Source organism: Halobacterium hubeiense, from assembly GCF_001488575.1.
GTDB lineage: Archaea > Halobacteriota > Halobacteria > Halobacteriales > Halobacteriaceae > Halobacterium > Halobacterium hubeiense.
In genome coordinates this window covers 1,175,393-1,198,273 of record NZ_LN831302.1, presented here as the reverse complement: position 1 = coordinate 1,198,273, position 22,881 = coordinate 1,175,393, and the positions used below count along the sequence as shown (strand labels likewise).

Here is a 22,881-nt window from a genome sequence, read left to right as displayed (position 1 = left end):
ATTCCCCCGTTCTCAGTCTTCTCCGAGTTCCGCCACCAGCGTGTACGTGGTGTTCTCGCTCTCGCCGGTGAGTTTCGCGGCGACGAACGCGTACTCCCCCCGGGCGGACTCGTCGCGGAGCGTAAACGACGACGCGTTTGCGTCGGCGCTCGACTCGTCGAGGTCAGCCGGCGTTTCGCGGGACGAATCCGCGGCAGAGACGGTGAACGTCGCGTTCGCGGGCAACGTCGCCCCGCCGGTGTTCCGGAGTTCGAGCGCGCGCCCGTCCTCGACTACCGACGCCGAGAGATGAGAGAGGTCCCCGACCCACGACGGCGGCATCGTCCACTCCGCGTCCGTGTCGAGCGAGAGCGAGACGTTCCGGTACTCCCGCCCGTCGCCCACCTCTCGGCTGAACGACGACTCCGCCTCGTAGACGACGCCCTCGGACGTGACGAGGACGCGACTCTCGTAGGCGGGGGCGGTGTCCTCGTTCGAGGCAGCCGATTCGGCGGTGAGTTCGACGAGCGTCCGGCCGTCCCGCTCGACGGTACCGTCGACGCTGTAGTTCCCGAAGACGAACAGGGACACGAGGTCGTTCTCCACGGCGTACGGTCCGTCGGTCAGCCACGGGTCGACGGCGCTCGCGTTCTGTTCGACGAAGAACGACGTCCCGTCGTCGCTCTCGTGACGGAGGAAGCCGTGGGACACCAGAAAATCGCGGTCGCTCAGCTGATATGATTCGGTCAGGGTGTGGCTGCCGTTCCGCGCGCGCTCGACCCGCGAGCGAAGGTTCGGGTGGTCTCTTTGTCCGGGTAGTCGCGCTCGTCGGTGAACACCAGCGACTGGTTGGCGGTCGCTTCGAGGTGCGCGTTCATGAGCGCGTCGGCGTCCGTGAGCGTGCCGTTGTCGGCGACGCCCGGCGGGTACTGCACGACGCCGTCGTTCGGTGACGTGTCTGTGGGACTGGCCGTGGTGCTGGGATTCGTCACGCCACTGCACCCGGCGGTGACGAGGAGGAGGGCGACGCAGGCGGTGGCCGCTAGTTTTCGCGGAGACCGCATACGTGACCGACTCGCCGCCGGCTGGCAAAAGCATACTGGGAGCAGACGTAGGTGCTCACACGTCGCGTCCCGGGGACCGCGGAGCGACGACGGCTACGCCCGTAACATGTAGCCAGCGACCCCGACGCCGCCGAGGAGCGCGAGCACGCCGACCAGCATCGCGATCGAGTCAGAAATCGAGACGGTCAGCGCGGCGGCGACCACGACGACGGCGGCCGCCGCGGCGGTCGGGAGCGCGACGTCCGCGAGCGCGACCGACTCCCCGTCGTCGTCGGGCCCGGACTTCTCGGCGAGGGAGTCGTCGACGGCGACGTCCGGGCCGCCGTCCTTGCGCTCGGCGGTGACGGTGACGTTCACGCGCGCCTGCTCGGCGCCGTAGCCCGTCGAGAGTTCGACGTAGCCCTTCGTCGGCGGGTGGTCGGACGGAATCGCGACTTCGACGCCGCGCGTCTGCCCTTCGTCGACGTACACTTGCGTCGCCGCGGGCTCCGAGACCGCCGCGAGCGCGTCGTCGAGGCGCAGGTGGACGTGGATGGGGCCGCCGTGGTTCTCGAAGACGAGGACGAACGACCGGTCCGTCTCCAGCGATGCTGCTTCCGGCTGGAGGTCGCGTGGGTTGTCGCGGTTGAGGTGGACGGACAGCCGTTCGGGCACGACAGATGGATTGTCGCGGGGGAAGAAAAAGCTTCGCGAGCGTTATGCCGGAGCTTCTTCGCGCATGTCCGGCGGCAGGAGGTTCGGGATGCCGTCCTCGATGGGGTACGTCTCCCCGCACTCCGTGCAGGTCAGCGTCCCGGAGAGAATCTCGTCGCCCTCGCGCTCCTCGATGTCGAGGTCGAGGTCGTGTTTGTCCAGCGGGCAGCAGGTGATGTCCACGAGGTCTTCTTTCATGGCTGGACCGACGGGGGCGCGGACAAAAAGCGTGCGGGTTGGCGGGCGCTTACTGCTCGAAGGGGTTCTGCTGGACGACGGTCTCCTCGCGGCCGGGACCGACGCCGAGCGCGTAGGCGGCGGTGTCGAGTTCGTCCTCGACGTACTCGACGTACTCGCGGGCTTCGGCGGGGAGCGCGTCGTAGCCTTCGGCGGCGACTTCCGCGGGGTCGAACTCCGGCCAACCGTCGAACGTCTCGAAGACGGGCTCGCAGTCGCCCCAGCGCTCGGTCGTCGCGGGCATCGAGTAGATGGTCTCGCCGTCTAGCTCGTAAGCGTGACCGACCTTCACTTCGTCGAGGCCAGCGAGCACGTCGAGGTGGTTGATGGCGAGGCCGGTGAAGCCGTTGGCGCGCGCGGCGTGGCGCAGCATCGGGAGGTCGAGCCAGCCGACGCGGCGCGGCCGCCCGGTGACGGTGCCGTACTCGCCACCCTCCTCGCGGATGTACTCCGCGAGGTCCTCGTCGTCGCCCGTGAGTTCGGTCGGGAGCGGGCCGGTGCCGACGCGGGAGAGGTACGCCTTCACGACGCCGACGACCTCGCCCTGCCCGACTGTCGTGGGGCCGAGACCGGTGCCGGTGGCGGCGTAGCCCGCGGTCGGGTTCGAGGACGTGACGTAGGGGTAGACGCCGTGGTCGATGTCGAGGCTGGTGCCCTGCGCGCCCTCCAGCATCACGCTGTCGCCGTCGCTGATGCGGTCGGCGAGGTAGTCGCCGGCGTTGACGTCCATGCCCTCCTCGGCGATCCGCTCGCCGAACGCGCGGTACTGCTCAAACAGCGCGTCGACGTCGAACTCCTCGCCGGCGTCGCCGCCGTAGACGTCCTCGTAGAGCGCGCGCTTCTGTGGGACGGCGTACTCCAGTCGCTCGCGGAGCACGTCGGGGTCCAGCAGGTCGCCGATGCGGACGCCGCGGCGGCCGGCCTTGTCCTCGTACGTGGGGCCGATGCCGCGGCCCGTCGTGCCGGCGTCGAGGTCGGAGTCGGACTTGACTTCCTCCTCGATGCCGTCGAGGACGCGGTGGTACGGGAGGATGACGTGGGCGCGGCGGGCGACCCGGACGTCAGGGTCGAGGCCGCGCTCGCGGAGCGCGTCGATCTCCTCGAACAGCGTCTCGGGGTTGACGACGCAGCCGTTCCCGAGGACGCCGGTCTTCCCGCGGACGGCCCCCGAGGGGACCAAGGAGAGCTTGTACTCGTCGCCGCCGACGACGACGGTGTGGCCGGCGTTGTCTCCGCCCTGGTACCGGACGACGACGTCAGCCGCGTCGCCGAACAAGTCGACGACGCCGCCTTTGCCTTCGTCGCCGAGTTGCGACCCGACGATGGTGACGGTCATACCCGTGGCTTCCACCAGCGTCGTCAAACCGGTTACGGTCTCGCCGCCCGATGTGTGCACGAGCGCGCATACTAGAACGAACTAATTGCGGGAATGTTGGACGTACGACCATTGTCGGGGCGCTAACAGTGCCGGACGCAAGCGTTAACTGTTGTCAATCGCAAACAAATACTGTCGCTTTCTCGCCCGCGCCCTACGACAACCTTTAAACCCCCGCCAAGACAAGTTAACAAATGCCATGATAGACCGGCTTGAGAAGGAAGTCGATATGCTGGAGCGCCATCTGCAGGTCCTCCGCATGGTCATCGAGAACGAACCCATCGGTATCGTGAAGATGTCCAACGAGACCGGCTACCCCCACCACAAGGTCCGGTACTCGCTGCGCGTCCTCGAGGAGGAGAACCTCATCGAGCCGTCCTCGCAGGGAGCGATCACGACCGAACGCACCAGCGAGTTCGTCGACGATCTCGACGGCAAAGTCGACGACCTCGTCGACAAGATGGAAGCGATGAAAATCGACGCCGCCGCCGAAGCCGAGTAACTCGTCCCGTCTACAGCTCTGGGACGGTCAAGTGGAACGCGTCGTTGCGGTCCTCGATTAGACAGAGGTGGTAGCCGGATTTCCGCCCCAGCTTCACGAAGCTCTTCTTGTCGTTGCGGCTGAGGAAGCCGCCGCCGCCCGTCTCCTCGCTCGCCGTCTCGAGTGCGGCGGGCTCGAAGAACGACGCGGTGACGTACATCGCCGCGCTGAGTCCGTCGGCGCCCTCGCGGACCGCGGTCGCGTCTTCGACGAGCGCGCCCATCTCCTCGCCAGTGACGGGCTCGCGCTCGGCGTTCAGCTCCGCGACGACCAGCGGGTCGCCCATCCGGTCGCGCAGCACCACGTCGAACGTCCGCGAGGTCGCGCCGTCCTCGGTATCGACGGCGACCGTGCCGTCCAGTTCCGCGCGGTCGACCTCGGGCAGCGCCTCGTAGATGTCCGCGAGCCCGTCCGTGTGGCCGGCGTCTCGAATCTCGAAGGGAAGCTCCCGGATCGCCCACGAGACGAACCGGTAGGCCGCCGACGCTTCGAGGAACGACTCGTAGTCCTCGCCGTCGACGGTCGCCTCCGCCGCCTCGAACTGCGTGTGGTGGTCGATGCGGAGGTTCTGGTTCACGGCGTCGAGGTCGGTGTCGGGGCCGAGGTCGTCCAGCGTCGGCTTGCCCTTCGAGTCGTACCGCACGAAGAGGTTCGTGTCCGACAGCGCCGCCGCGGGCGCGAGGTCGGTCGCCGACGCTGCTTCTTCGCCGCCGGCTGCGGCGGCCTCCTCCAGTCGGGCTTCGAGGTCGTCAGCGCGCGCCTGCAAGTCGTCGCGCTCGGCCTCCAGCGTCTCCACGCGCTCGCGGAGCTCCGAGCGCTCGGATTCGAGGCTGTCGATGCGCTCGGCGGCCTCCTCGAGTTTCGCGTCGCGCTGCTTGACCGCGCGCTTGAGCTTCTCGACCGTCGAACGCTTCCCGCCCGTGCTCTTCGAGGCGCCGCTCGACGCGGACTTCGCAGACGACTGCGACTGCTTGGCGCGCTCCGCGCTCGCGCTCTCCGCGGACTTCGAACGCGTCGCGCCGCCGTCGGTGGACTCGCTCTTCTCGGGGTCGATAGTGGGCACCGAGCGGGCGTTGCGCCACGCCTCCTCCTGGTCGAAGACGCCCTGCTCGCTGCCGGCGCGCGCAGCCGCGACCTCGGCGTCGGTCGGCTCGTCGCCGCCCGCGTCCGGCTCCGCCGACCGCACTCGTGCCTGCTCCTCGGACGCCGCGCTGGCGTCCTCGGACGTTCCCGTCGGCTCCGGCTCAGTCTCGTCCGCGCGCGCCGCTGGCGTCGCACCGGCGTCGTCGCCGTCGTCGGCTGGCGGTGACTCGGTACTCCGAGCCGCGGTCGGGTCTGCCGCGGACTCGCCGACAGTCTCGCTTTCCGCGTCACTCGACTGGGTTCGGGGTCGCTCGTCGTCGGTCGCCGACTCCTCCGGTTCCGGCTCCGAGTCGTCGCCGCTCGGCGCGCCGCCCGCCGCGCCGGCCGGCTCGCCCTCCGGCTCGGGGAGTTCGGTGACGTTCACGGGGGACTCCTTGACCTCGTAGACGCCGACCTCGTCGTCCGCGAGGTCGAAGGCCTCGTCCCCGGTGACGAGCTCTTCGCTGGCGCCGACGAACGCCGCGCTCATCGACCGGCCGCCGTAGTAGACGACGTAGTAGTCCCCGGAGAGGACGTTCTCGGAGAGCTCGATGTAGCCCGTGAAGTTCGCGTTCTTCAGGGTGTCGGCGGCCTCCGACAGCGGCGTGTCGTTCGTGTAGTACTTCGCCTGCGTCTCGCCGCCGCGCTCCTGCATCGAGAACAGCAGCGCGACGCTGGGGTGTGGGGCCTCGTACACCGTCCCGGAGGCGTCCCCGAAGTCCTCAACGTCGCCCTCGAAGACGCCGATGACGCGGCCGTTCAACATGAACAACCACGTGTCGTCGGCGACGACCGCTCCCGAGAACTCCCGGTCCGCGAGCTCGTGTAGCTCGCGGAACCCACCCGAGAACGGCCGGGAGTCCCAGGACTCCACCCGCTCGACCGTGTGTGCCTGCATACCCACTGGAAGGCAAGGAGCGCGTATAAGACTTTCCGGGCGGACGAGCGGCCTGCACGCGTCTGACGGCGACGACTCCGCGAGAACAGCAGTTACAGTTTGCTCGACGCGTCGTCGGCCAGCTCCTGCATCCGCTTGCTGAGTCGGCCGGCGTTCGAGAACTCGTCCTCGCTCATCGCCGCGGCGAGCGCGTTCCCGAGCAGGAAGACGGCGTGCTTGTGCTCGCTCTTGGACTTGTGGACGTGGGAGGGCTCGACTTCTAGCTCCTCGTACGCCCGGAAGGTGTCGTCGTCGACGTTGTCGAACTCGAGGAACTGGTCTTTGATCTGCACCATCTGTTCGTGGAGGTCGAGGAGCTCGTCCTTGTGCATGCTTGGTTACAGTAGGAAATTCGGGCGTTTAAGCGTTGTCTGCGATACCGTACCACGCCGCTCGCGGCGACGGTGGAGAGCGGGCGCGCCGGCCGCCCGCGGTCCGTTCAGAAGACGTACTCGTCCTCGTGGCCCATCATGCCGCCCTCGCTCTCGAGGCCGGCGCCCTCCTCTTCTTCGGAGGGGCCGCTGGTCTTGTACGCGCGGATGCCCGACGACAGCAGCTGCTCGACGGCCTCCTCGCGGCTGACGAACTCCCCCTGTTCGACGAGCTGTGCAATCTGCATCTCTATCTGGTCCGGGATGTTGACTTCGATCTGGGGCATCGTTCTGGGCGGGGCTTCGCCGCCACCGTTCTTAAGCCTGACGGGGGGCGGATTCGGGAGGGTTTTCCGGGCTGAGCCCGCGACGCCTTCGATTCTCGAAACCGGCGACGCGACCCCGAGTCGGTAGGAATACGTGGGCGCGGCCCCTACTGCGGTCCATGAGTGTCATGGACGTCACGGACCTCTACGAGGAGTTCGGCGACGACCGGCTGCCGCCCGGCCAGCGCGAGACGTCGAAGTTCCCCGTGCTGTCGAAGGGCGGGACGCCGAAGTGGGACCGCGACGACTGGACGTTCACTGTCTCGGGCGCCGTCGACGACGAGCTATCCTTCTCCTACGAGGAGTTCCGGGACTTGGAGAGCGTCACGCAGCGACAGGACTTCCACTGCGTCACCGGCTGGTCGAAGCTCGACTGCGAGTTCACGGGCGTCACGTTCCCGCACCTCACGGAGCTGGCGGGCGTCCACGACGACGTGACGACGGTGATGTTCCACGCGCTGGACGGCTACACGACGAACCTCCCACTGGAGGATTGCATGCGCGAGGAGGTCCTGTTCACGTGGGAGTTCGACGGCGACGACCTCCCCCGCGAGCACGGCGGCCCGCTACGCGTCGTCACCCCGCACAAGTACGCGTACAAGGGCGCGAAGTGGGTCGACGGCGTGGAGTTCCTCACCGAGCCCGAGCGCGGCTACTGGGAGAAGCGCGGCTACTCGAACACCGCCGACCCGTGGGCGGAAGACCGGTACAGCTAGCGGCCGTCGGCGCCGAAGGAACAGGCTATTAGTCGCAGCGTCCTGAACCTCCGACAATGAGTTCTCTGTCCGGCGAAGCGGCCGCCCGCGGGGCGGTCGTGAGCAGGAGCTGCCGGGTAGCCGACGTCTCCTATCGGGCGTTTCTGGCGGCCCGGGACGCGCCCCGCATCCACTGGGCGGACCCGGACGGCCTCGAACTGTCCGGGGTCGGCGACGCGGCGACGGTGACGGCCTCGGGCGCCGACCGCTTCGAGGCGGTCCGCGAGTGGGCGACGGCGCTGTTCGACGACACGGACCACGACGGCCCCGAGGTCGCACGACCCCGACTACTCGGCGGGTTCGCGTTCCGCGACGACCATGCCCCCGAAGGGACGTGGTCGGGGTTCCCGGCCGCGCAGTTCGTGCTGCCGGCAGTCCAGTTGGCGAGCGCGGGCGACGAGACGTGGCTGACGGTCACGCGAGCAGGCGAGGACGTCGACCCAAAGGCCGTCGAGGCCACGCTCGCCGACGCCCGTGAGGAAATCGAGGCGCTGCCGGCGATGCAGCCCAGCGGCCCGCGGCCGGGCGTCGAATCGACGACGACCACCAGCGACGAGGCCGCGTGGCGCGAGCAGGTCGAGCGCGCCGTCGAGCGCATCGAGGCCGGCGACCTGCGGAAGGTCGTGCTTGCGACCGCGCTGCGCGCGGACCTCGCGGACGACCTCGACCCCCGCGACCTGCTGGAGCGTCTCCGGCAGTCGTACCCGTCGTGTTTCCGGTTCCTCGTGGAGCCGACCGGCGACGCCGCGTTCCTCGGCGCGACCCCCGAGCGCCTCGTGACGCTCGATGACGACAGCGTGCAGACGGTCGCGCTCGCCGGGTCGGTCGGGCGCGGCGACACGCCCGAGGAGGACGCCGAACTCGCGGCGCAGCTCCGCGACAGCGAGAAGATTCGCCACGAGCAGCGGCTCGTCACCGACACCATCGCCGCCCAGCTCGGCGCGTTCGGCGACGTCTCGGTGGGCGAGCGCAGCGTCCGCAAGCTCTCGAACATCCAGCACCTGAACACGCCGATTACCACCGACGTGAGCAAGGACACGCACGTTCTCGATGTCGCCGAGGCCCTGCATCCGACACCGGCTGTCGGGGGGCTACCCCCGGACGCGGCCTTGGACGTGATTCGGGAGACCGAGACGTTCGACCGCGGCTGGTACGCGGCGCCGGTCGGCTGGTTCGACGGGGACGGCGACGGCACGTTCGCGGTCGGCCTGCGGTCGGCGGTCGCCCGCGACCGAACGGTGACGATGTTCGCGGGCAACGGCATCGTCGCGGACAGCGACCCCAACGAGGAGTGGGCCGAGGTCCAGCTGAAGTTCCAGCCGATTCTGGACGAACTCCGCCGATGAGCGCGCCGAACCGGAACACGCTGTGGGCGCGCGCCGTCGTCGAGGAGCTCGTCCGCGCGGGCGTGGACACCGCCTGCGTCTGTCCGGGGAGCCGCTCGACGCCGCTGACCGTCGCGCTCGCCGAACACGACGACGTCCGCGTGTTCTCGCACCTCGACGAGCGCTCGGCGGCGTTCTTCGCGCTCGGCCGCGCGAAGCGTACCGGGAAGCCGACGCCCGTCGTCTCCACCTCCGGCACCGCGACCGCGAACTTCCACCCCGCGGTGATGGAGGCCAATCAGGCGCGCGTCCCGCTGCTCGTCCTCACCGCTGACCGGCCACCGGAGCTCCGCGACTCCGGGGCGAACCAGACCGTCGACCAGACGAAACTCTACGGGGACGCCGTCCGCTACTTCCGCGAACTCCCCGAGCCCGAGGCCGACGCCCGAAAGCTCCGCTCGCTGCGGACCGCGGTCGGCCGCGCAATCGGGGAGACGACCGGCGCGAACCCCGGCCCCATCCACCTCAACGTCCCCTTCAAGAAGCCGCTGGAGCCCGTGGAGGTGCCGGGCGACGTACCTGACGACTTCGCAGACGACCACTCGCTCGCAGCCGAGGGCCGGGACGGTCCCTTCGTCTCCGTCCACCAGAACCCCGCGGCGCCCGACGACGCGACGCTGGACGCGCTCGCAGATGCCGTCGAATCGGCCGACCGCGGGCTCGTCGTCGCCGGGCCGGACGACGCCCACGGCCTGACAGCAGAGGCCGCCGCGGCGCTGGCGGACGCGACCGGCTTCCCGGTGTTCGCGGACCCGCTCTCGGGGATTCGGTTCGGCCAGCACGTCACCGACTCCCGCGTCGTCGGCGGCTACGACGGCTTCCTCGCCGCGGACGACGCCCCGCTCCCGGAGCCGGACGTCGTCGTGCGGTTCGGCGCGTCGCCGACCTCGAAGCCCCTGCGGAACTACCTCCGGGACGGCGACGCCCGCCAGTTCCTCGTCGACCCCGCGGGCGGGTGGCGCGAGGCCACGTTCACGGCGTCGGATCTCGTGGTCGCGGACCCCACGGAGACGGCGCGCGCGCTCGCTGACCGCGTGGACCGGCCAGCGGGCGACTGGGCCGACCGCGTCGCGGAGCTGGAAGCCGACTACTGGGAGGGCGTGGACGCCTTCGACCGCGACGCGCTGCTGGAGGGCGACGTGGTCGCCGCGGCCGCCGACGACGCCCCCGACCCCGCGACCGTGATGGTGTCGAACAGCATGCCGGTCCGCGACCTCGACCGGTTCGCGCGGCCGCGTAGCGCCGAGTTGACCGTGCTCGGGAATCGCGGCGCGTCGGGCATCGACGGAATCACCTCCACGGGACTGGGCGCGGGGAGCGCGACCGACGACCCGCTGGTCGTGCTCACGGGCGACCTCGCGTACTACCACGACGGCAACGGCCTGCTCGCGCTCGACCGCTGTGACGTGGACGCGACTATCGTCGTCGTGAACAACGACGGCGGCGGCATCTTCCACATGCTCCCCATCGAGGAGTTCGACCCGCCGTTCACGAGCCAGTTCAAGACGCCCCACGGTCTGGACTTCGAGCCCACGGGCGACGTCTACGGCTTCGAGTTCGCGCGCGTGGAGACGCTGGACGGCTTCCGGGACGCCTACCGGGAGTCCGTCGAGAGCGAGGGCACGCAGGTCGTCGAAGTACGGACGGACAGCGAGGCCAGCCACCGCGAGCGCGAGCGCCTCGCGACCGCCGTCGGGCGATACCTCAACGACTAAGGGACTCGCCCCGGCACGTCGGTTCGATGCCCTCCACCACGACGCAGCTCGCGATTCTGGCCGCCCTCGCGGGCGTGCTGGGGCTGCTGTACGTCGGCGCTATCGCCAACGAAATCGTCGTCGGCCTCGCCGTCGCGCTCGGCTTCGCCGTCGTCGCCGTCCTCCTGTACGCGGGCGGCACGAACCGCGAGACTGTCGCCGCCGTGACGATGGGCGCGACCGTCGTCTACGGCGTGTTCACGCTCCAGTTCCCGACCGCAGTCGTCGCGGCCTGCGTCGTCTACCTCACGCTGTGGGTGACCGACGAGGACGGCCCCTTCGACGCGTCCCCGCCGTCGGTCATCCCCGAAGGCGTGGTCGACGACCCCGTCGAATCTGACCATCCCACCGAACCCAACGAGGCCGCCGAGTAGGGAACCTTTTTGCGCCGCCCGCGCCCGTTCTCGGGCATGGTCTCGGACATCTTCGACCCCGACCGCTGGGAGGAAGTCGCGGACTGCGACTTCGAGGACATCACCTACCACCGCGGCGTGGACGTCGACGCGGTCCGCATCGCGTTCGACCGCCCCGAGGTCCGGAACGCGTTCCGGCCGGGCACCGTGGACGAGCTCCACGAGGCGCTCGACCACGCGAAACGCCAGACTGACATCGGCTGTGTGCTCCTCACGGGGAACGGCCCGAGCCCGAAGGACGGCGGCTGGGCGTTCTGCTCGGGCGGCGACCAGTCCGTGCGGGGCGAGTCCGGCTACGAGTACCGCGGCGAGGACGAAGCCGCCACCGAGGAGGACGAGACGGTCCAGAAGGCGAAGGCGGGACGACTCCACATTCTGGAAGTCCAGCGCGCGATTCGGTTCATGCCCAAGCCCGTGGTCGCGGTCGTTCCCGGGTGGGCGGTCGGCGGCGGGCACTCCCTGCACGTCGTCTGCGACATGACCCTCGCCAGCGACGAGCACGCGAAGTTCCTCCAGACGGACCCCGACGTCGCGTCCTTCGACGCCGGGTTCGGGTCGGCGTACCTCGCCAAGCAGGTCGGCCAGAAGAAGGCCCGCGAGGTCTTCTTCCGCGGGAAGACGTACTCCGCGGAGGAAGCCGAGGACATGGGGATGGTCAACGAAGTCGTCCCCCACGAGGACTTAGAGGATGTCGCCCTGGAGTGGGCCGACGAGATGGCCTCGAAGTCCCCCACCGCGATGCGGATGCTGAAGTACGCGTTCAACATGGCTGACGACGGCCTCGTCGACCAGCAGGTGTTCGCCGGCGAAGCCACCCGCCTCGGCTACATGACCGAGGAAGCAGAAGAGGGACGCGAGGCGTTCATGGAGGGCCGCGACCCTGACTTTTCGGACTATCCCTGGTACTACTGACCGGCGCCGTCGGCGGCAAGGTCGGTAGTGCGGGACTGCTCGGCGGACGGGCTGACGAACGGTGACGCGGTGGCTTCCTCGGCCTGCTCTCGGGGAGAGCGTGACGCGGAACGTCGAGCCCTCCGGCCCGGTCTCAACGAGTTCGGCGGTCCCGCAGTAGTGTTCGACGAGTCGCGCGACCAGATACAGGCCGAGGCCGTGGTCGGCGGCGCGCCGCGACGGCCGCTCGAACAGCGTCTCGACATCCTGCTCGGGCACGCCGTGGCCGTCGTCCTCGACGTCGATGGTGACGGCGCCGTCGTCGACGCTCCCGCGGACCCAGACGTGTGGCGGGTCGCTGTCGTTGTGCTCGACGGCGTTCGCGAGCACGTTCCCGAACACGCGCGGCAGCAGCGCGTCCGCGTAGACGTGCGCTGACGCCGGCAGGTCAGTTTCGACGACCACGTCGCCGTCGAGGTCCGAGAGCTTCGCGGCTTCCTCGCGGACGACTTCGGCGACGTCGACGCGCTCGAAGTCGGTGCATTCTTTCGTCGCTTCGAGGAGCACGCGCACATCGTTGACGACCTCAGTCATCTCCTCGCTTTTCGCGCGTATCGCCCGGCTGTACTCCCGGCCGGACGACCCGGGGTCGTGTTCGTCCGCCAGGAGTTCGGCGTACCCCGAAATGACGTTCGTCGCGTTCAACACCTCGTGGCGCAGCAGGCTGTTGAGGTAGTCCAGGAGGTCCCGCTGGGTTTCGAGGTGTTCGGCGCGGACGGCGCTGCGTTCGGCATCCATCGCTCGCTGAATCGCCTGCGCCTCCGTCACGCCGATGGCGACCCCGACGCCAGCGCCGACGGCGCACGCCCACCGCAGCCACGCCACCGTCACCAGCAGCGACTCCGCGGGGAGCGCCGCTATCAGCGCGACGTTCACGACCAGCGAGGCCGCGACGCCGGCGACCGTCCACAGCCAGACGCGGCGGTGGCGCGCCGGCTCGACGGCGTCCCCCGAGAGCCAGTACCCGGCGTACGCGATGCCCGCGACGAACGGCACCATCGTCAACACCCCGACGGTGAACTCGTTGGCGAACGGCAGCACGGTCGCGTTCCCCAGTTCGCCGGTCCACAGCCCCACCACCACTTCCACGGCGACGAGGAGCGCGAGCGCGACGGCCAGCGCGTAGAACCGCCGCGGCACCGAACCTCCGGGACGGGACGGCAGCCCAGTCATCCTCTACGGTAACGCGCTCGTAAGCTCACGGTTCCGCGCGGCCCGTCCGTTCGGATGACGGCCACACTCGCCGGTAAACGCCGAGACGACGCCCTTTTGCGTGAAACCGCGCTCAGATTGGGCAAGATGTACGGAACAGTGCTACGGCGACCGAGCGACAGCGCTCGCCGTCGCGCACATGATAGCCGCGAAGCCGAACCCGCGACCGGCACAGCACACCGATGACCAGTCGGTTCTGGTACGTCCTCGGCCTCGACGGGGCGACGTGGCCCGAGCGCGCGCTGTTCGGCGTGACGATGACCGCGATGGTCGCGCTCGCGGCGTTCGGGTTCGCGCGCCCGAGCGCGCTCAGCACCGCGCTGAACGGCGCCTTCGATTGGGTGCTCACGTACTTCGGCTGGTGGTTCATCCTGCTCGGGTTCGTGTTGCTGTTGCTCGTGTTCGGGGTGACGTTCTCCCGGTACGGCCGCCTCCGCATCGGCGGCCCGGACGCCGAACCGGAGTTCGACACGCTCTCGTGGCTCTCGATGGTGTTCACCGTCGGGTTCGGCGCGTCCATCCTCATCTGGGGGGTCGGCGAACCCATCTCCATCGTCCAGAACCCGCCGCCCCAGCCCTATCCCGTGGAGGGCGCGTCCATCGAGTCGCTGGCGCTGGCGTTCATGTTCGTCCACGAGGCGTTCCCCGGGCTGGCGATGTGGTACCTCCCGGTCGCGCTCGCGTTCGGCATCATCGTCTACACGCAGGGCGTCGGCGAGTACAAGGTGTCCTCGATGCTGTCGGGCATCGTCGACGCCGATTCGTATCCGGGCTTCCACTGGGCGGTCGACCTCGCCGCCATCGTCGCCAGCATCGGCGGCATCGCCACCACGCTGGGGTTCAGCTCACAGACGATGGCCGCCATCCTCAGCGGCGTCTTCGGGATGGAGGCGAACTTCCTCACGTACGGCATCTTCGCGCTCATCGGCGCGGTGTTCCTCACCGACGTCTGGCTCGGCCTCCGCAAGGGCATTCGTAACGCCGCGCGCGCGACGATGCTGTTCATCGTCGCCGCGATGGCGCTGTTGGTAGTCGTCGGGCCGACGCTGTTCATCTTCGAACTCGGGCTGGACGCCACGGGCGTCTGGCTCGGCAACATGACGCGGCTAATGCTCTACACCGACCCGATGTCCGCCGGCAACTGGGCCGCCAACTGGACCGGGTTCTGGTGGGCGTGGTGGGCGGCGTGGAGCATCTTCGTCGGGAGCTTCGTCGCGCGCGTCTCGAAGGGCCGCACCATCCGCGAGATGTTCGTGGTGCTCGTCATCGCGCCGGCGTTCCTCTCATGGCTCCAACACCTCATCATCGGCGGCTGGGTGCTCTCCCCCGAGTACGTCGCCCCCGTCAGCGAGGCGTGGGCGGCCAACGGCATCCCCGCCGCCATCGCCACCGCGCTGAACATCACGCCGTACGGCACAGTGCTGGCGGTGCTGTTCGTGTTCGTCATCGCGGGCTACATCATCACGTCGCTGGACTCGGCGGTGTTCATGATCTCCGCCATCACGCTCGGCGACGAGGACCCCAACGCCCGGAACCGTGCGTGGTGGGGCGCGCTGCTGGCGGGCTTCGGGATGATGGCGCTGGAGCTGGAGAGCTTCGAGGCCATCGAGGCGCTCTCCCCGATTCTCGCGCTCCCGTTCACGGTGTTCCTCGTTGCGGTCGTCTACGCCAGCTACGTCGCCGCCCGCGACTACGCCGACAGCCACAGCGGCGTAGACGTCGACCCCGGGTCGCTGCTCTCCGAGCAGGACCGCGCCAGCGACGTCCCGCCTGCCGACGACGACTAAGCCGCGTCGTCTCCCGGTCGGCTGACGCTGCCCGTCCCGGAGACGACCACACGCACGCCGTCCTCGTAGTCGGTGTCGAGGCTCGCCGACCAGCCGTGGACGGCCGCCAGCATCCGCACGTTCGGCAGGAGGATACCGGCTTCCGAGTCCGGCACGGCGCTCCCGTACTCGAAGAACGCTTCGGGGTCAGCGTCGCCGGGCGGCCGGCCGTCGCCCGCGACTGCGAACCAGTCGTCGCCGCGCTCGACGGTCACCTCGCTGGCGCCGTTGTGCGCGGCGAACGCGAACGCGCTTGCGAGGAGTTCGCGAACCCGCGTCGGGTCCGCGACCACGTCCGCGTCGCCCTCCACGGACAGCGACAGGTCGCCGACGTCGGCGTCCGCCCACGCGTCCGCGACAGCCGCCCGGAAGTCCACGCGCTCGGTGTCTTCGAGGGTCTTGCCGTGGCGCGCCAGCACCGAGAGGTCCTCGACGATGCCGGACATCCGGTCGGTCGTTTCCGAGGCGGTGCGCAGCGACTCGCGGGCGGCCTCGACGTCCCCGCTGTCGAGGGCGTTCCCGGCGACGGTGACCCGCCCGCCGATAATCTGGAGCGTGTTCAACAGCTCGTGGCGAATGGCCGCCGCGAATCCCTCGAGCTGTTCGTTGTGCCGTTCAAGTTCGCGGCGCTTGCGCTCGGTGCGCGTGACGTCGCTGAACACGACCATGCGGCCGATGTCGGACTGCCCCAGCGAGAACGACGTGTCCGTCACGAGGTAGTAGCGCGTCTCGCCGTCGTCGGCGCGCGCCACGACCGGGTGGTCGTCCCCCAGCGTCTCGGCGATGTCGGGGAGCACGTCGTCGAAGCGCTCGCCGGTCGCGCCGCCGAGCGCGGCGAACAGGTCGCGGGCGCGGCCGTTGGACTCCCGGATGCGGTCGGCGCCGTCGAGGTAGACGACCGCGTCGTCGACGCCATCCGTGAGTTGGACCGCGAGGAACTCCTCCTCGTAGACGTAGAGCACGCCGAGCGCGAACGCCGCGACGCCCAGCGGCTCGTAGTTGATGTCCACGAGCAGCGGCGACGCGAACCCGACGACATCCAGCGCGACGGGGAGGGCAGTAACCCCGACGAGCGCGCCCAGCGGCCGCGTGTCGTAGTCGGCTTCGAGGAACAGCTCGAACAGCATGAAGAAGCCAACGGCGACCAGCGCGTACGACAGCCCCGCGACGAGCCAGTGGATGGTGCCGTGCTGGATGGCGAGGTGGGGAAACGGGGAGTCGACGGCCCTCGTCGTGAAGTAGAGGCCGTGAACGTGGTTGGTGAGCTTCACCGCGACGATGCTGACGTACGTGGCGACTGCGGCCCGCCGGTAGGTGGTGTTGTGGTGGAACGACCGCCCCGTGTACGCCGAGCAGAAGTACAGCCACGCGCCCACCGTCGAGAGGCCGACGACGAGGCTGAGGTCGTACGCGACGTACTGCAGGAACGCAGAGGGGGCGACCAGGAACGCGAGCTCGAACAGCGCCCAGCCGCCGCTCCCCGCGACCACGCCGGCGAGCCCACGGCGCGTACCAGCATCCGCGACACGGAGCGCGCGTCGGAGGCCGACCGCACACCCGACGACGGCGGCGCCGAACGCGGCGACATACGCCAGAAAGACGAGAGATAACCCCATCCCCTCGAAAACGTCGCTTCAGCGACTTATACGTGCGGCTTGCGGCGGGCCACGACGCCACCGCCACAGCGCCGGGACCGCCACCGCTATGGGCGCGCTCGCCCAATCGCGGGGCATGACCGATACGGCTGACGTCTCCCGGCGGGAGGCGTGGCTCATCGCCGCGCGCCCGCACACGCTCCCGGTCGCGGCCGCCCCCATCCTGGTCGCGGTCGGGCTGGCGGTCCGCGACGGCGTGTTCGCGCCGCTACCCGCGCTCGCCGCGTTCGTCGGCGCCGCGCTCATCCAGGTCGGCACGAACTTCGCGAACGACTACTACGACGCCGTGCAGGGCGCGGACACCGAGGAGCGCGAGGGGTTCACGCGCGTTACCGCGGGCGGCCTCATCGAGCCCGACGAGGTCAAGCGCGCGATGTACCTCACGTTCGCCGCCGCCATCCTCGTCGGCACCTATCTCGTCTGGGTGGGCGGCGTCCCTATCCTCGTCGTCGGCCTCGTGAGCGTCGCGTCCGGCATCGCGTACACGGGCGGCCCGTACCCGCTGGGCTACCATGGCCTCGGCGACCTCTTCGTGTTCGTCTTCTTCGGCGTCGTCGCCGTCACCGGCGCGTACTACGTACAGGCCGCGAGCTTCGTCGTGGGCATCCCGGTGGGCATCCCCAAGGGCGCGGTGACGTTGTCGTCGGTCGTCGCCAGCCTGCCTATCGCGGCTATCGCGACGAACGTCCTCGTCGTGAACAACGTCCGCGACAAGGAGGAGGACGAGACGACCGGCAAGCGCACGCTCGCGGTGCGCTTCGGCTACACGTTCTCCCGCGTCCAGTTCGTCGCGATGCTCGCGCTCGCGTACGCCGTCCCGGCGTGGTTCTTCGCGCGGACAGGCGAGCCCGCGGTGTTCCTCCCGTACCTCTCGCTCCCGCTCGCCGCCCGCGTCACGAAGACGATTTTCACGCGGACGGACGGCGAGGCGCTCAACCCCGCGCTCACGCGCACCGGACAGCTGCTCGCGCTGTACGCGCTGCTGTTCGGGATTGCCCTCGCGCTATGATTCGTTCCTTCTCGCTTCCGCTGGCGCGCCCACTGGAGACTGCTCGCGGCACCATCGACGAGCGCCGCGGGTTCATTTTCGCTCGCAACAGTGGTGTCGGCGAAGCCACGCCGCTGGCGGGCTGGACCGAACCGCTGGACGCCTGCGAGACCGCTCTCGAAGCCGCCGACGACGCCGACAGTTGGGACGACGCGCTCGCCGCCTGCCAGGGGTCTCCTGCTGCACGCAACGCCGTTTCGCTGGCAAAGCTCGACGCAGAAGCCCGCAACGAGAACGTCTCGCTCGCTCACTCGCTCGCCGACGACCCCGCAGAGTCAGTCCCGGTGAACGCCACCGTCGGCGACGGCTCCGTTGAAGCGACGGTAGCGGAAGCGCGAGCCGCCGCCGAGCGGGGGTTCGAGACGGTGAAAGTGAAGGTCGGGGCGCGCTCCGTCGAAGCGGACGCCGAACGGCTCCGCGCGGTCGCCGACGAAACTGACGCGGCGTTGCGCGCGGACGCGAACGGGGCGTGGACGCGCAAGCAGGCCCGTGAGGCGTTCGACGCGTTCGCCGACCTCGGTGTCGAGTACGTCGAACAGCCGCTTCCAGCCGACGACCTCGCGGGGCACGCCGACCTCCGCGGCGGCCCGGTCGGCGTCGCGCTCGACGAGTCGCTGACCGAACACGCGCTCGCCGACATCTTCGACGCCGCGGACTGCGTGGTGCTGAAGCCGATGGCGCTCGGGGGCGTGGACCGCGCGCTCGACGCCGCTCGCGAGGCTCGCGACGCGGGCGTCGAACCCGTCGTGACGACGACCGTGGACGCCGTCGTCGCGCGCACCGCCGCTGTCCACCTCGCCGCCGCGATTCCCGGCGTGCCCGCGTGCGGGCTCGCGACCGCCGACCGGCTCGCCGACGACCTCGCGGCCGACCCCGCGCCCGTCGAAGACGGCCGAATTCGCGTGCCCGAGGAACCGGGTCACGGCGTCAATCTGCCGGAGGTGAACGCGGATGCGTGACGCGATTGCACTCCAGACGCGAAGCAACCCCGACGCGACCGCGCTCGTGGACGCCGCGACCGACTCGTCGTGGACGTTCCGCGAGTTGGACGCCGAGGTCGAGGAGACCGCGGGCCGGCTCGCCGCGTGTGGCGTCCAGCACGGCGATAGAGTCGCGGTGCTGATGGAGAACCGCCCCGCGTTCGTCCGGCTGGTGTTCGCGTGCGCTCGACTCGGCGCGGTGCTCGTGCCGCTGAACGCGCGGCTCGCGACGCCCGAACTCCGCGCGCAGGCCGAACGCGTCGGCCCCGTCCTCGTCGTCTGCGAGGACGACACCGCGGACGCCGCCCGCGAGCTTCCCGTACCAGCCGTGAGCGTGGACGCCGGGGGCGACGTCGAGCACTTCGGCGCGCGGTCGCCGGACGCCGTCGAGCCCGCGGATCTCTCGTGGACGGACACGCGCGCCGTCATGTTCACGTCGGGGACGACCGGCGACCCGAAGGCGGTCCGGCTGACGTACGCGAACTTCGCCGCGAGCGCTGTCGCCTCGGCGTTCCGGCTCGGCGTGCTCCCCGAGGACAGCTGGCTCTGTCCGCTGTCGCTGTACCACATGGGCGGGCTCTCGGTCGTCCTGCGCTCGGCGCTGTACGGGACGACGGCGGTGCTCACGCGCGGCTTCGACGCCGAGGACGTGCGCGACGCGCTCGCCACGCACCACTGCACGGGCGTCTCGCTGGTCCCGACGATGCTCTCGCGGCTGCTCGACGCGGGCGGCGTCCCGGACACCCTGCGGTTCGCGCTCGTCGGCGGTGCGCCCACGCCGCCCGAACTCGTCGAGCGCGCGCTCGACTCGGGCGTTCCGGTCTGTCCGACGTTCGGGATGACCGAGACCACCTCGCAGGTCGCGACGCTGCACGCGACGGAGGCCCGCGACCGCCCGGACAGCTCGGGGCGGCCGCTTCTCGGCACCGAGGTGACCGTCGTCGGCGAGGACGGCGACGCCCTACCGGCTGGCGAGACGGGCGAACTCGTCGTTTCCGGGCCGACGGTCACGCCCGGCTACCTCTCCGCTGACGCGAACGACGAGCGGTTCTGCCAGCACGGTCTCTGTACGGGCGACTTCGGGTTCGTGGACTCTGGGGGGTTCCTCCACGTCGGCGGCCGCCAGACCGACCAAATCGTCACGGGTGGCGAGAACGTCCACCCCGAGGAAGTCGCGGCCGTGCTCCGCGACCACCCCGCCGTCGGTGACGCCGCCGTCGTCGGCGTCACCGACGAGGAGTGGGGCGAGCGCGTCGCCGCGCTCGTCGTCCCCGACGAGGAAACGGTAACCACCGACGACCTCCGAGCGTTCTGCGAGGACCGGATCGCTGGCTACAAGCATCCCCGAACGATTGCGTTCGCCGAAGAAGTGCCGCGGACTGCCTCGGGGACCGTGGATCGCGAGGCGGTGCGGCGCGACCTCGGGACCGAGTAGGCGAGACTGGATAGCAGTGCGCGAGCACCTCGCCCGGGGTGGTTGCCACGTCGAGCCGAGTTCCCGCTCACAACAGTATTCCCAATATATTGGGTTCGCCCCCAGAGTATATGGGCTTCTGCTGCGTATCCGCTATCATGGTCGAATCGTGGACCGAGTCAATGACGGCCCGAGAGCGCGTCGAGACGATTGCGACGACGCTCTCGGAGCCACGGACTGCCAACTGGATCGCGGACCAGGCAGACGTCAAGTGGGATACCGCGAAGAAGCACCTCGACAACCTCGCCGAGTCGGGCGTCCTCCTCGTGACTGAGGACGACACGTACGTTCCGGATCCGACCCGGGCCTACTTCGACCACCTTCGAGAACTCATCCTGACCAACGACCGAGCGGAACTCCGGGGGGAACTCGAAGCCATCGCAGACCGAATCGAGGACTGGAAAACGACGTACAAGGTGGACTCTCCCGAGGACCTCGAAGCGACGCTCGGAGACGACCGGTCTGCTGACGAGATTCGAGAACGGCGACAGACGCTCCGTCGCTGGGAGAACAGCCTCCGGTCGCGCGATACCATTCAAACTGCGCTCCAGCTCTACGACGACATCCAGTCACTCACTGACGACGTCCCTGCGAACACCCGGCGCGAAGGCGCGGGGTGACTCGTCGTGGCCCCGATTTTCGGCGTGGGGCGACCCGTCGAGACAAAGCTCTTCCGCCGTGTTCACGACCGGCTCTCACGGACCGGTGGCTGTGTAACTGTCTGGTACGAGCCGTCCCAACGGGACGCCAACGAAGTCGTCGCAGAAATCGACCCCGTCGCGTTTCTCGAACGAGAATACTCGGCTTCGAACGTTCGTCTCCGGGTCAAATTCGACCTCAAGGGGGAGCGCCCGCACTACTGGATTCAGTGGTGGAATCTGGAGTCCGGTCGTGGGTTTGGGTGGCACGCTGACGAGACAGACCCGGCGTATGGTCCTGTTCATCTTCAGGTCGAGTACGCGGATGGAACGACCGAGCGACGGTCTGCCGACCACATCGAAGACGAGCATCCGTATCACACGTTTGAACGTCGCCTGACCAGCATTCCAGACCAACTCTCGGAGATTACGTGGAACCGGTGACCACCTGCCCCGACCAACGCCGACGAGAACTAAGTGCGCGCGGGTCGTAGCCCGGGGCGTGTGTACGCTGGCATTCGCGTGGCAGGGTTACGACGACGCGCCGCTCGTGGTCGGGGCGAACCGCGACGAAGCAGTCGGCCGGCCGTCCTCGCCGCCCGCCGTCCGCGGCGCGAATCCCGAGGTGCTGATGCCCAGAGACGAGGAAGCCGGCGGCACGTGGCTGGGCGTGAACGAGCACCGCGTGTTCGTCGGCGTGACGAATCGAGATACGGACATCGAGGGCGAGCGCTCCCGTGGCCGCCTCGTCACTGACGCGCTCGCGGCCGGGTCCGCCGACGACGCGATTGAAACTGTGGAGCGTGAGGTCGCCGACCGCGAGTACGCGGGGTTCAACCTCGTCATCGCGGACGAACACGAGTGCGTGCTCCTGGAGTGGGACGGCGTGCTGCGGACGCACGCCTTCAACCCCGGGACCCACGTCGTCGTGAACGCCGGCTTCGACGACGGCACTGAGAAGTCCAGCGTGGTCCGCGATGCACTTCGTGGTCACGACAGCCCGGACGCGTGGCGCGAGGCAGCCCGGAACGCGCTCCGCGATCACGAGACTGGTGCGTGCGTCCACCGCGACGGCTACGGCACGCGGTCGTCGTCGCTCGTGACGGTTCGCGCCGACGGCGGGGTCGATTACGAGTTCGCGGACGGCCCGCCCTGCGAGACCGACTTCAGGCGCGTGGACAACCAACTATAGCCTAATCAAGGGGTGGCTGTATTCTCGCTCCACTGCGTTACTCGGTCGCTTCGCTCCCTGTGTTGCTGCTTGAGGAGGGAGCTTTCCTCGCAAAGGTTAAACCGCGCGCACACCCTGTGTCGTACATGAGCGCCGAAGCCACCGAGTCGGACCTCTCGGAGGACGAGCGACGCGGGCTGGAACTCGTTCGAGAGACGCGGGGCGTCCACCAGAGCGAGTTCTGGAAGGAGTTGGACGTCTCCTCGCGGAAGGGCAGCCGCATCGCCTCCAAGCTCGAGGAGAGGGGGTTCGTCGAGCGCGAGGAGACGGTCCACGAGGGCAACACCACCTACCTCATCACGCCTGTCATCAACGAACGCGACCTCGACTTCTCGCTTTTGATGGCCGGCGAAATGCTGTCGCCGTTCGTCGGTGAAGAGGAAGTCGACGCCCAGAGCGACGCCTTCTCGCAGTGGATCATGAACCTCGCGTACGAGGACCAGATCGACACGGAATCCAAACCCGAGCCAGAGCCCGAACCCGAGCTGGATCCCGAGCACGAACCGGAACCCGAGCGCGACCTGTAAGCCGGTCGGCCGCGACACCGTTCTCACCGCAATTCGGTCGCCGAGTTGCGCGCAATCACGAGCGCAACGCCGCCTCCATCTTCGTCGGTTTCCGTCGCGTACAGCGCCATTAGCGCGTCTTCGATGTCATTCGGAATGACCGCCCGCTCGCGGACGTCCGCCCAGACGCGCTCGGGGACGCGCAGAATCCACGCGTCGGGCCGCCGCTCCACGAGCGGGTCCTCGCGGAACGCCTGCCGCCACTCGTAGACGAGGCCGTCCACGGTCAGCCCCGGGAAGTCGGCCAGCGTCGCCTGCACGGATTTGGCGGCCTCGCGGAGCGCCGACTCGGTGACGCCGGCGTCGGCGGCGACCTGCGTGACCGTCTCGTCGTCGAAGGGAAGCATG

At 69.2% G+C, this 22,881-nt stretch carries 23 protein-coding genes and 2 pseudogenes; 14 read left to right on the top strand and 11 right to left on the bottom strand.

The genetic code is table 11. The features are described 5' to 3' along the window. Nucleotides 1-12 precede the first annotated feature (12 nt). The 5 genes from HHUB_RS06155 to HHUB_RS06135 all read right to left on the bottom strand — a co-directional run bounded on the left by HHUB_RS06155 (nt 13) and on the right by HHUB_RS06135 (nt 3,309). Nucleotides 13-690 carry a hypothetical protein gene (locus tag HHUB_RS06155; RefSeq protein WP_059056705.1) on the bottom strand — a complete coding sequence of 226 codons (678 nt, stop codon included), beginning with the start codon at nt 688-690 and terminating at the stop codon, nt 13-15. A 35-nt stretch (nt 691-725) separates the two neighbouring features. Beyond that, nucleotides 726-1,043 carry a hypothetical protein gene (locus HHUB_RS06150; protein ID WP_059056704.1) on the bottom strand — a complete coding sequence of 106 codons (318 nt, stop codon included), beginning with the start codon at nt 1,041-1,043 and terminating at the stop codon, nt 726-728. 93 nt (nt 1,044-1,136) lie between these two features. Then, nucleotides 1,137-1,697, bottom strand: coding sequence for a DUF7524 family protein (locus HHUB_RS06145; RefSeq protein WP_059056703.1), 561 nt, complete (start codon nt 1,695-1,697; stop codon nt 1,137-1,139). Nucleotides 1,698-1,739: 42 nt separating this feature from the next. Continuing rightward, nucleotides 1,740-1,934: a methytransferase partner Trm112 gene (locus HHUB_RS06140; protein ID WP_059056702.1), complete on the bottom strand. Its 195-nt coding sequence runs from the start codon at nt 1,932-1,934 to the stop codon at nt 1,740-1,742. Between the two features lie 49 nt (nt 1,935-1,983). After that, nucleotides 1,984-3,309: an adenylosuccinate synthase gene (locus tag HHUB_RS06135; RefSeq protein WP_059056701.1), complete on the bottom strand. Its 1,326-nt coding sequence runs from the start codon at nt 3,307-3,309 to the stop codon at nt 1,984-1,986. 238 nt (nt 3,310-3,547) lie between these two features. Between HHUB_RS06135 and HHUB_RS06130 the strand changes: the two genes are divergently transcribed. Further along, entirely contained in the window at nt 3,548-3,850 is a 303-nt protein-coding gene (locus HHUB_RS06130; protein WP_059056700.1) for a hypothetical protein, read from the top strand. 10 nt (nt 3,851-3,860) lie between these two features. Here the strand turns inward: HHUB_RS06130 and HHUB_RS06125 are convergent, their stop codons facing one another. From HHUB_RS06125 to HHUB_RS06115, 3 genes are all read right to left on the bottom strand, one after another. Continuing rightward, nucleotides 3,861-5,909, bottom strand: coding sequence for a DUF7527 domain-containing protein (locus HHUB_RS06125; protein WP_059056699.1), 2,049 nt, complete (start codon nt 5,907-5,909; stop codon nt 3,861-3,863). A gap of 92 nt (nt 5,910-6,001) precedes the next feature. Then, nucleotides 6,002-6,280 (bottom strand): UPF0058 family protein, encoded by a 279-nt coding sequence (locus HHUB_RS06120; RefSeq protein WP_059056698.1) that lies wholly within the window; start codon nt 6,278-6,280, stop codon nt 6,002-6,004. Between the two features lie 107 nt (nt 6,281-6,387). After that, entirely contained in the window at nt 6,388-6,606 is a 219-nt protein-coding gene (locus HHUB_RS06115) for a DUF7120 family protein (RefSeq protein ID WP_059056697.1), read from the bottom strand. A gap of 158 nt (nt 6,607-6,764) precedes the next feature. Between HHUB_RS06115 and HHUB_RS06110 the strand changes: the two genes are divergently transcribed. Genes HHUB_RS06110 through HHUB_RS06090 form a run of 5 tightly spaced genes read left to right on the top strand, consistent with a single transcriptional unit; the run spans nt 6,765 to nt 11,864 of the window. Next, entirely contained in the window at nt 6,765-7,361 is a 597-nt protein-coding gene (locus HHUB_RS06110; protein WP_059056696.1) for a sulfite oxidase-like oxidoreductase, read from the top strand. A 56-nt stretch (nt 7,362-7,417) separates the two neighbouring features. Beyond that, nucleotides 7,418-8,746 carry an isochorismate synthase gene (locus HHUB_RS06105; RefSeq protein ID WP_059056695.1) on the top strand — a complete coding sequence of 443 codons (1,329 nt, stop codon included), beginning with the start codon at nt 7,418-7,420 and terminating at the stop codon, nt 8,744-8,746. Next, entirely contained in the window at nt 8,743-10,500 is a 1,758-nt protein-coding gene (gene menD / locus HHUB_RS06100; protein ID WP_059056694.1) for a 2-succinyl-5-enolpyruvyl-6-hydroxy-3-cyclohexene-1-carboxylic-acid synthase, read from the top strand. The genes HHUB_RS06105 and menD overlap by 4 nt, the downstream gene beginning before the upstream one ends. Nucleotides 10,501-10,526: 26 nt before the next feature. Continuing rightward, complete coding sequence (locus HHUB_RS06095) at nt 10,527-10,913, top strand: hypothetical protein (protein WP_059056693.1); 387 nt, start codon at nt 10,527-10,529, stop codon at nt 10,911-10,913. Nucleotides 10,914-10,949: 36 nt separating this feature from the next. Continuing rightward, complete coding sequence (locus HHUB_RS06090) at nt 10,950-11,864, top strand: 1,4-dihydroxy-2-naphthoyl-CoA synthase (RefSeq protein ID WP_059056692.1); 915 nt, start codon at nt 10,950-10,952, stop codon at nt 11,862-11,864. A 105-nt stretch (nt 11,865-11,969) separates the two neighbouring features. Here the strand turns inward: HHUB_RS06090 and HHUB_RS17350 are convergent. Beyond that, nucleotides 11,970-12,437 (bottom strand): annotated as a pseudogene (locus tag HHUB_RS17350) (sensor histidine kinase); the annotation flags it as partial. Between the two features lie 860 nt (nt 12,438-13,297). On the opposite strand from HHUB_RS17350, the gene HHUB_RS06085 reads away from it, so the two are divergent. Next, nucleotides 13,298-14,902 carry a BCCT family transporter gene (locus HHUB_RS06085; RefSeq protein ID WP_059056691.1) on the top strand — a complete coding sequence of 535 codons (1,605 nt, stop codon included), beginning with the start codon at nt 13,298-13,300 and terminating at the stop codon, nt 14,900-14,902. On the opposite strand, the gene HHUB_RS06080 is transcribed toward HHUB_RS06085, so the two are convergent. Further along, nucleotides 14,899-16,557, bottom strand: a complete 1,659-nt coding sequence (locus tag HHUB_RS06080; RefSeq protein ID WP_082687184.1) for a histidine kinase N-terminal 7TM domain-containing protein — start codon at nt 16,555-16,557, stop codon at nt 14,899-14,901. The two genes, HHUB_RS06085 and HHUB_RS06080, sit on opposite strands and share 4 nt — an antisense overlap. Nucleotides 16,558-16,672: 115 nt before the next feature. On the opposite strand from HHUB_RS06080, the gene HHUB_RS06075 reads away from it, so the two are divergent. From HHUB_RS06075 to HHUB_RS06045, 7 genes and pseudogenes are all read left to right on the top strand, one after another. Further along, nucleotides 16,673-17,605, top strand: coding sequence for a 1,4-dihydroxy-2-naphthoate polyprenyltransferase (locus tag HHUB_RS06075; protein ID WP_059056690.1), 933 nt, complete (start codon nt 16,673-16,675; stop codon nt 17,603-17,605). Next, on the top strand, nt 17,602-18,603 hold the full coding sequence (locus HHUB_RS06070) for a mandelate racemase/muconate lactonizing enzyme family protein (RefSeq protein WP_059056689.1): 1,002 nt from the start codon (nt 17,602-17,604) through the stop codon (nt 18,601-18,603). Before HHUB_RS06075 ends, HHUB_RS06070 begins: the two co-directional genes overlap by 4 nt. Beyond that, a complete protein-coding gene (menE, locus tag HHUB_RS06065; RefSeq protein ID WP_059056688.1) occupies nt 18,596-20,059 on the top strand; it encodes an o-succinylbenzoate--CoA ligase in 1,464 nt (487 codons plus the stop codon). Before HHUB_RS06070 ends, menE begins: the two co-directional genes overlap by 8 nt. Before the next feature lie 161 nt (nt 20,060-20,220). Next, nucleotides 20,221-20,718 (top strand): DUF7342 family protein, encoded by a 498-nt coding sequence (locus HHUB_RS06060; protein WP_197570636.1) that lies wholly within the window; start codon nt 20,221-20,223, stop codon nt 20,716-20,718. Between the two features lie 6 nt (nt 20,719-20,724). After that, nucleotides 20,725-21,180, top strand: a complete 456-nt coding sequence (locus HHUB_RS06055; protein ID WP_143416420.1) for a hypothetical protein — start codon at nt 20,725-20,727, stop codon at nt 21,178-21,180. A 58-nt stretch (nt 21,181-21,238) separates the two neighbouring features. Next, entirely contained in the window at nt 21,239-21,928 is a 690-nt protein-coding gene (locus tag HHUB_RS06050; RefSeq protein ID WP_059056685.1) for an NRDE family protein, read from the top strand. 125 nt (nt 21,929-22,053) lie between these two features. Then, nucleotides 22,054-22,407: pseudogene (locus HHUB_RS06045) on the top strand (helix-turn-helix transcriptional regulator); the annotation flags it as partial. A 110-nt stretch (nt 22,408-22,517) separates the two neighbouring features. Here HHUB_RS06045 and HHUB_RS06040 read toward each other — a convergent pair. After that, nucleotides 22,518-22,880 carry a hypothetical protein gene (locus HHUB_RS06040; protein ID WP_059056684.1) on the bottom strand — a complete coding sequence of 121 codons (363 nt, stop codon included), beginning with the start codon at nt 22,878-22,880 and terminating at the stop codon, nt 22,518-22,520. Nucleotide 22,881: the final 1 nt, after the last annotated feature.

Coding starts and splice junctions, on each gene's coding strand:
- HHUB_RS06070 (WP_059056689.1), top strand. CDS start 17,602: ATGATTCGTTCCTTCTCGCTTCCGCTGGCGCGCCCACTGGAGACTGCT.
- HHUB_RS06140 (WP_059056702.1), bottom strand. CDS start 1,934: ATGAAAGAAGACCTCGTGGACATCACCTGCTGCCCGCTGGACAAACAC.
- HHUB_RS06095 (WP_059056693.1), top strand. CDS start 10,527: ATGCCCTCCACCACGACGCAGCTCGCGATTCTGGCCGCCCTCGCGGGC.
- HHUB_RS06080 (WP_082687184.1), bottom strand. CDS start 16,557: ATGGGGTTATCTCTCGTCTTTCTGGCGTATGTCGCCGCGTTCGGCGCC.
- HHUB_RS06040 (WP_059056684.1), bottom strand. CDS start 22,880: ATGCTTCCCTTCGACGACGAGACGGTCACGCAGGTCGCCGCCGACGCC.
- HHUB_RS06105 (WP_059056695.1), top strand. CDS start 7,418: ATGAGTTCTCTGTCCGGCGAAGCGGCCGCCCGCGGGGCGGTCGTGAGC.
- menE (WP_059056688.1), top strand. CDS start 18,596: ATGCGTGACGCGATTGCACTCCAGACGCGAAGCAACCCCGACGCGACC.
- HHUB_RS06110 (WP_059056696.1), top strand. CDS start 6,765: ATGAGTGTCATGGACGTCACGGACCTCTACGAGGAGTTCGGCGACGAC.
- HHUB_RS06060 (WP_197570636.1), top strand. CDS start 20,221: ATGACGGCCCGAGAGCGCGTCGAGACGATTGCGACGACGCTCTCGGAG.
- HHUB_RS06135 (WP_059056701.1), bottom strand. CDS start 3,309: ATGACCGTCACCATCGTCGGGTCGCAACTCGGCGACGAAGGCAAAGGC.
- menD (WP_059056694.1), top strand. CDS start 8,743: ATGAGCGCGCCGAACCGGAACACGCTGTGGGCGCGCGCCGTCGTCGAG.
- HHUB_RS06075 (WP_059056690.1), top strand. CDS start 16,673: ATGACCGATACGGCTGACGTCTCCCGGCGGGAGGCGTGGCTCATCGCC.
- HHUB_RS06130 (WP_059056700.1), top strand. CDS start 3,548: ATGATAGACCGGCTTGAGAAGGAAGTCGATATGCTGGAGCGCCATCTG.
- HHUB_RS06090 (WP_059056692.1), top strand. CDS start 10,950: ATGGTCTCGGACATCTTCGACCCCGACCGCTGGGAGGAAGTCGCGGAC.
- HHUB_RS06150 (WP_059056704.1), bottom strand. CDS start 1,043: ATGCGGTCTCCGCGAAAACTAGCGGCCACCGCCTGCGTCGCCCTCCTC.
- HHUB_RS06125 (WP_059056699.1), bottom strand. CDS start 5,909: ATGCAGGCACACACGGTCGAGCGGGTGGAGTCCTGGGACTCCCGGCCG.
- HHUB_RS06115 (WP_059056697.1), bottom strand. CDS start 6,606: ATGCCCCAGATCGAAGTCAACATCCCGGACCAGATAGAGATGCAGATT.
- HHUB_RS06085 (WP_059056691.1), top strand. CDS start 13,298: ATGACCAGTCGGTTCTGGTACGTCCTCGGCCTCGACGGGGCGACGTGG.
- HHUB_RS06120 (WP_059056698.1), bottom strand. CDS start 6,280: ATGCACAAGGACGAGCTCCTCGACCTCCACGAACAGATGGTGCAGATC.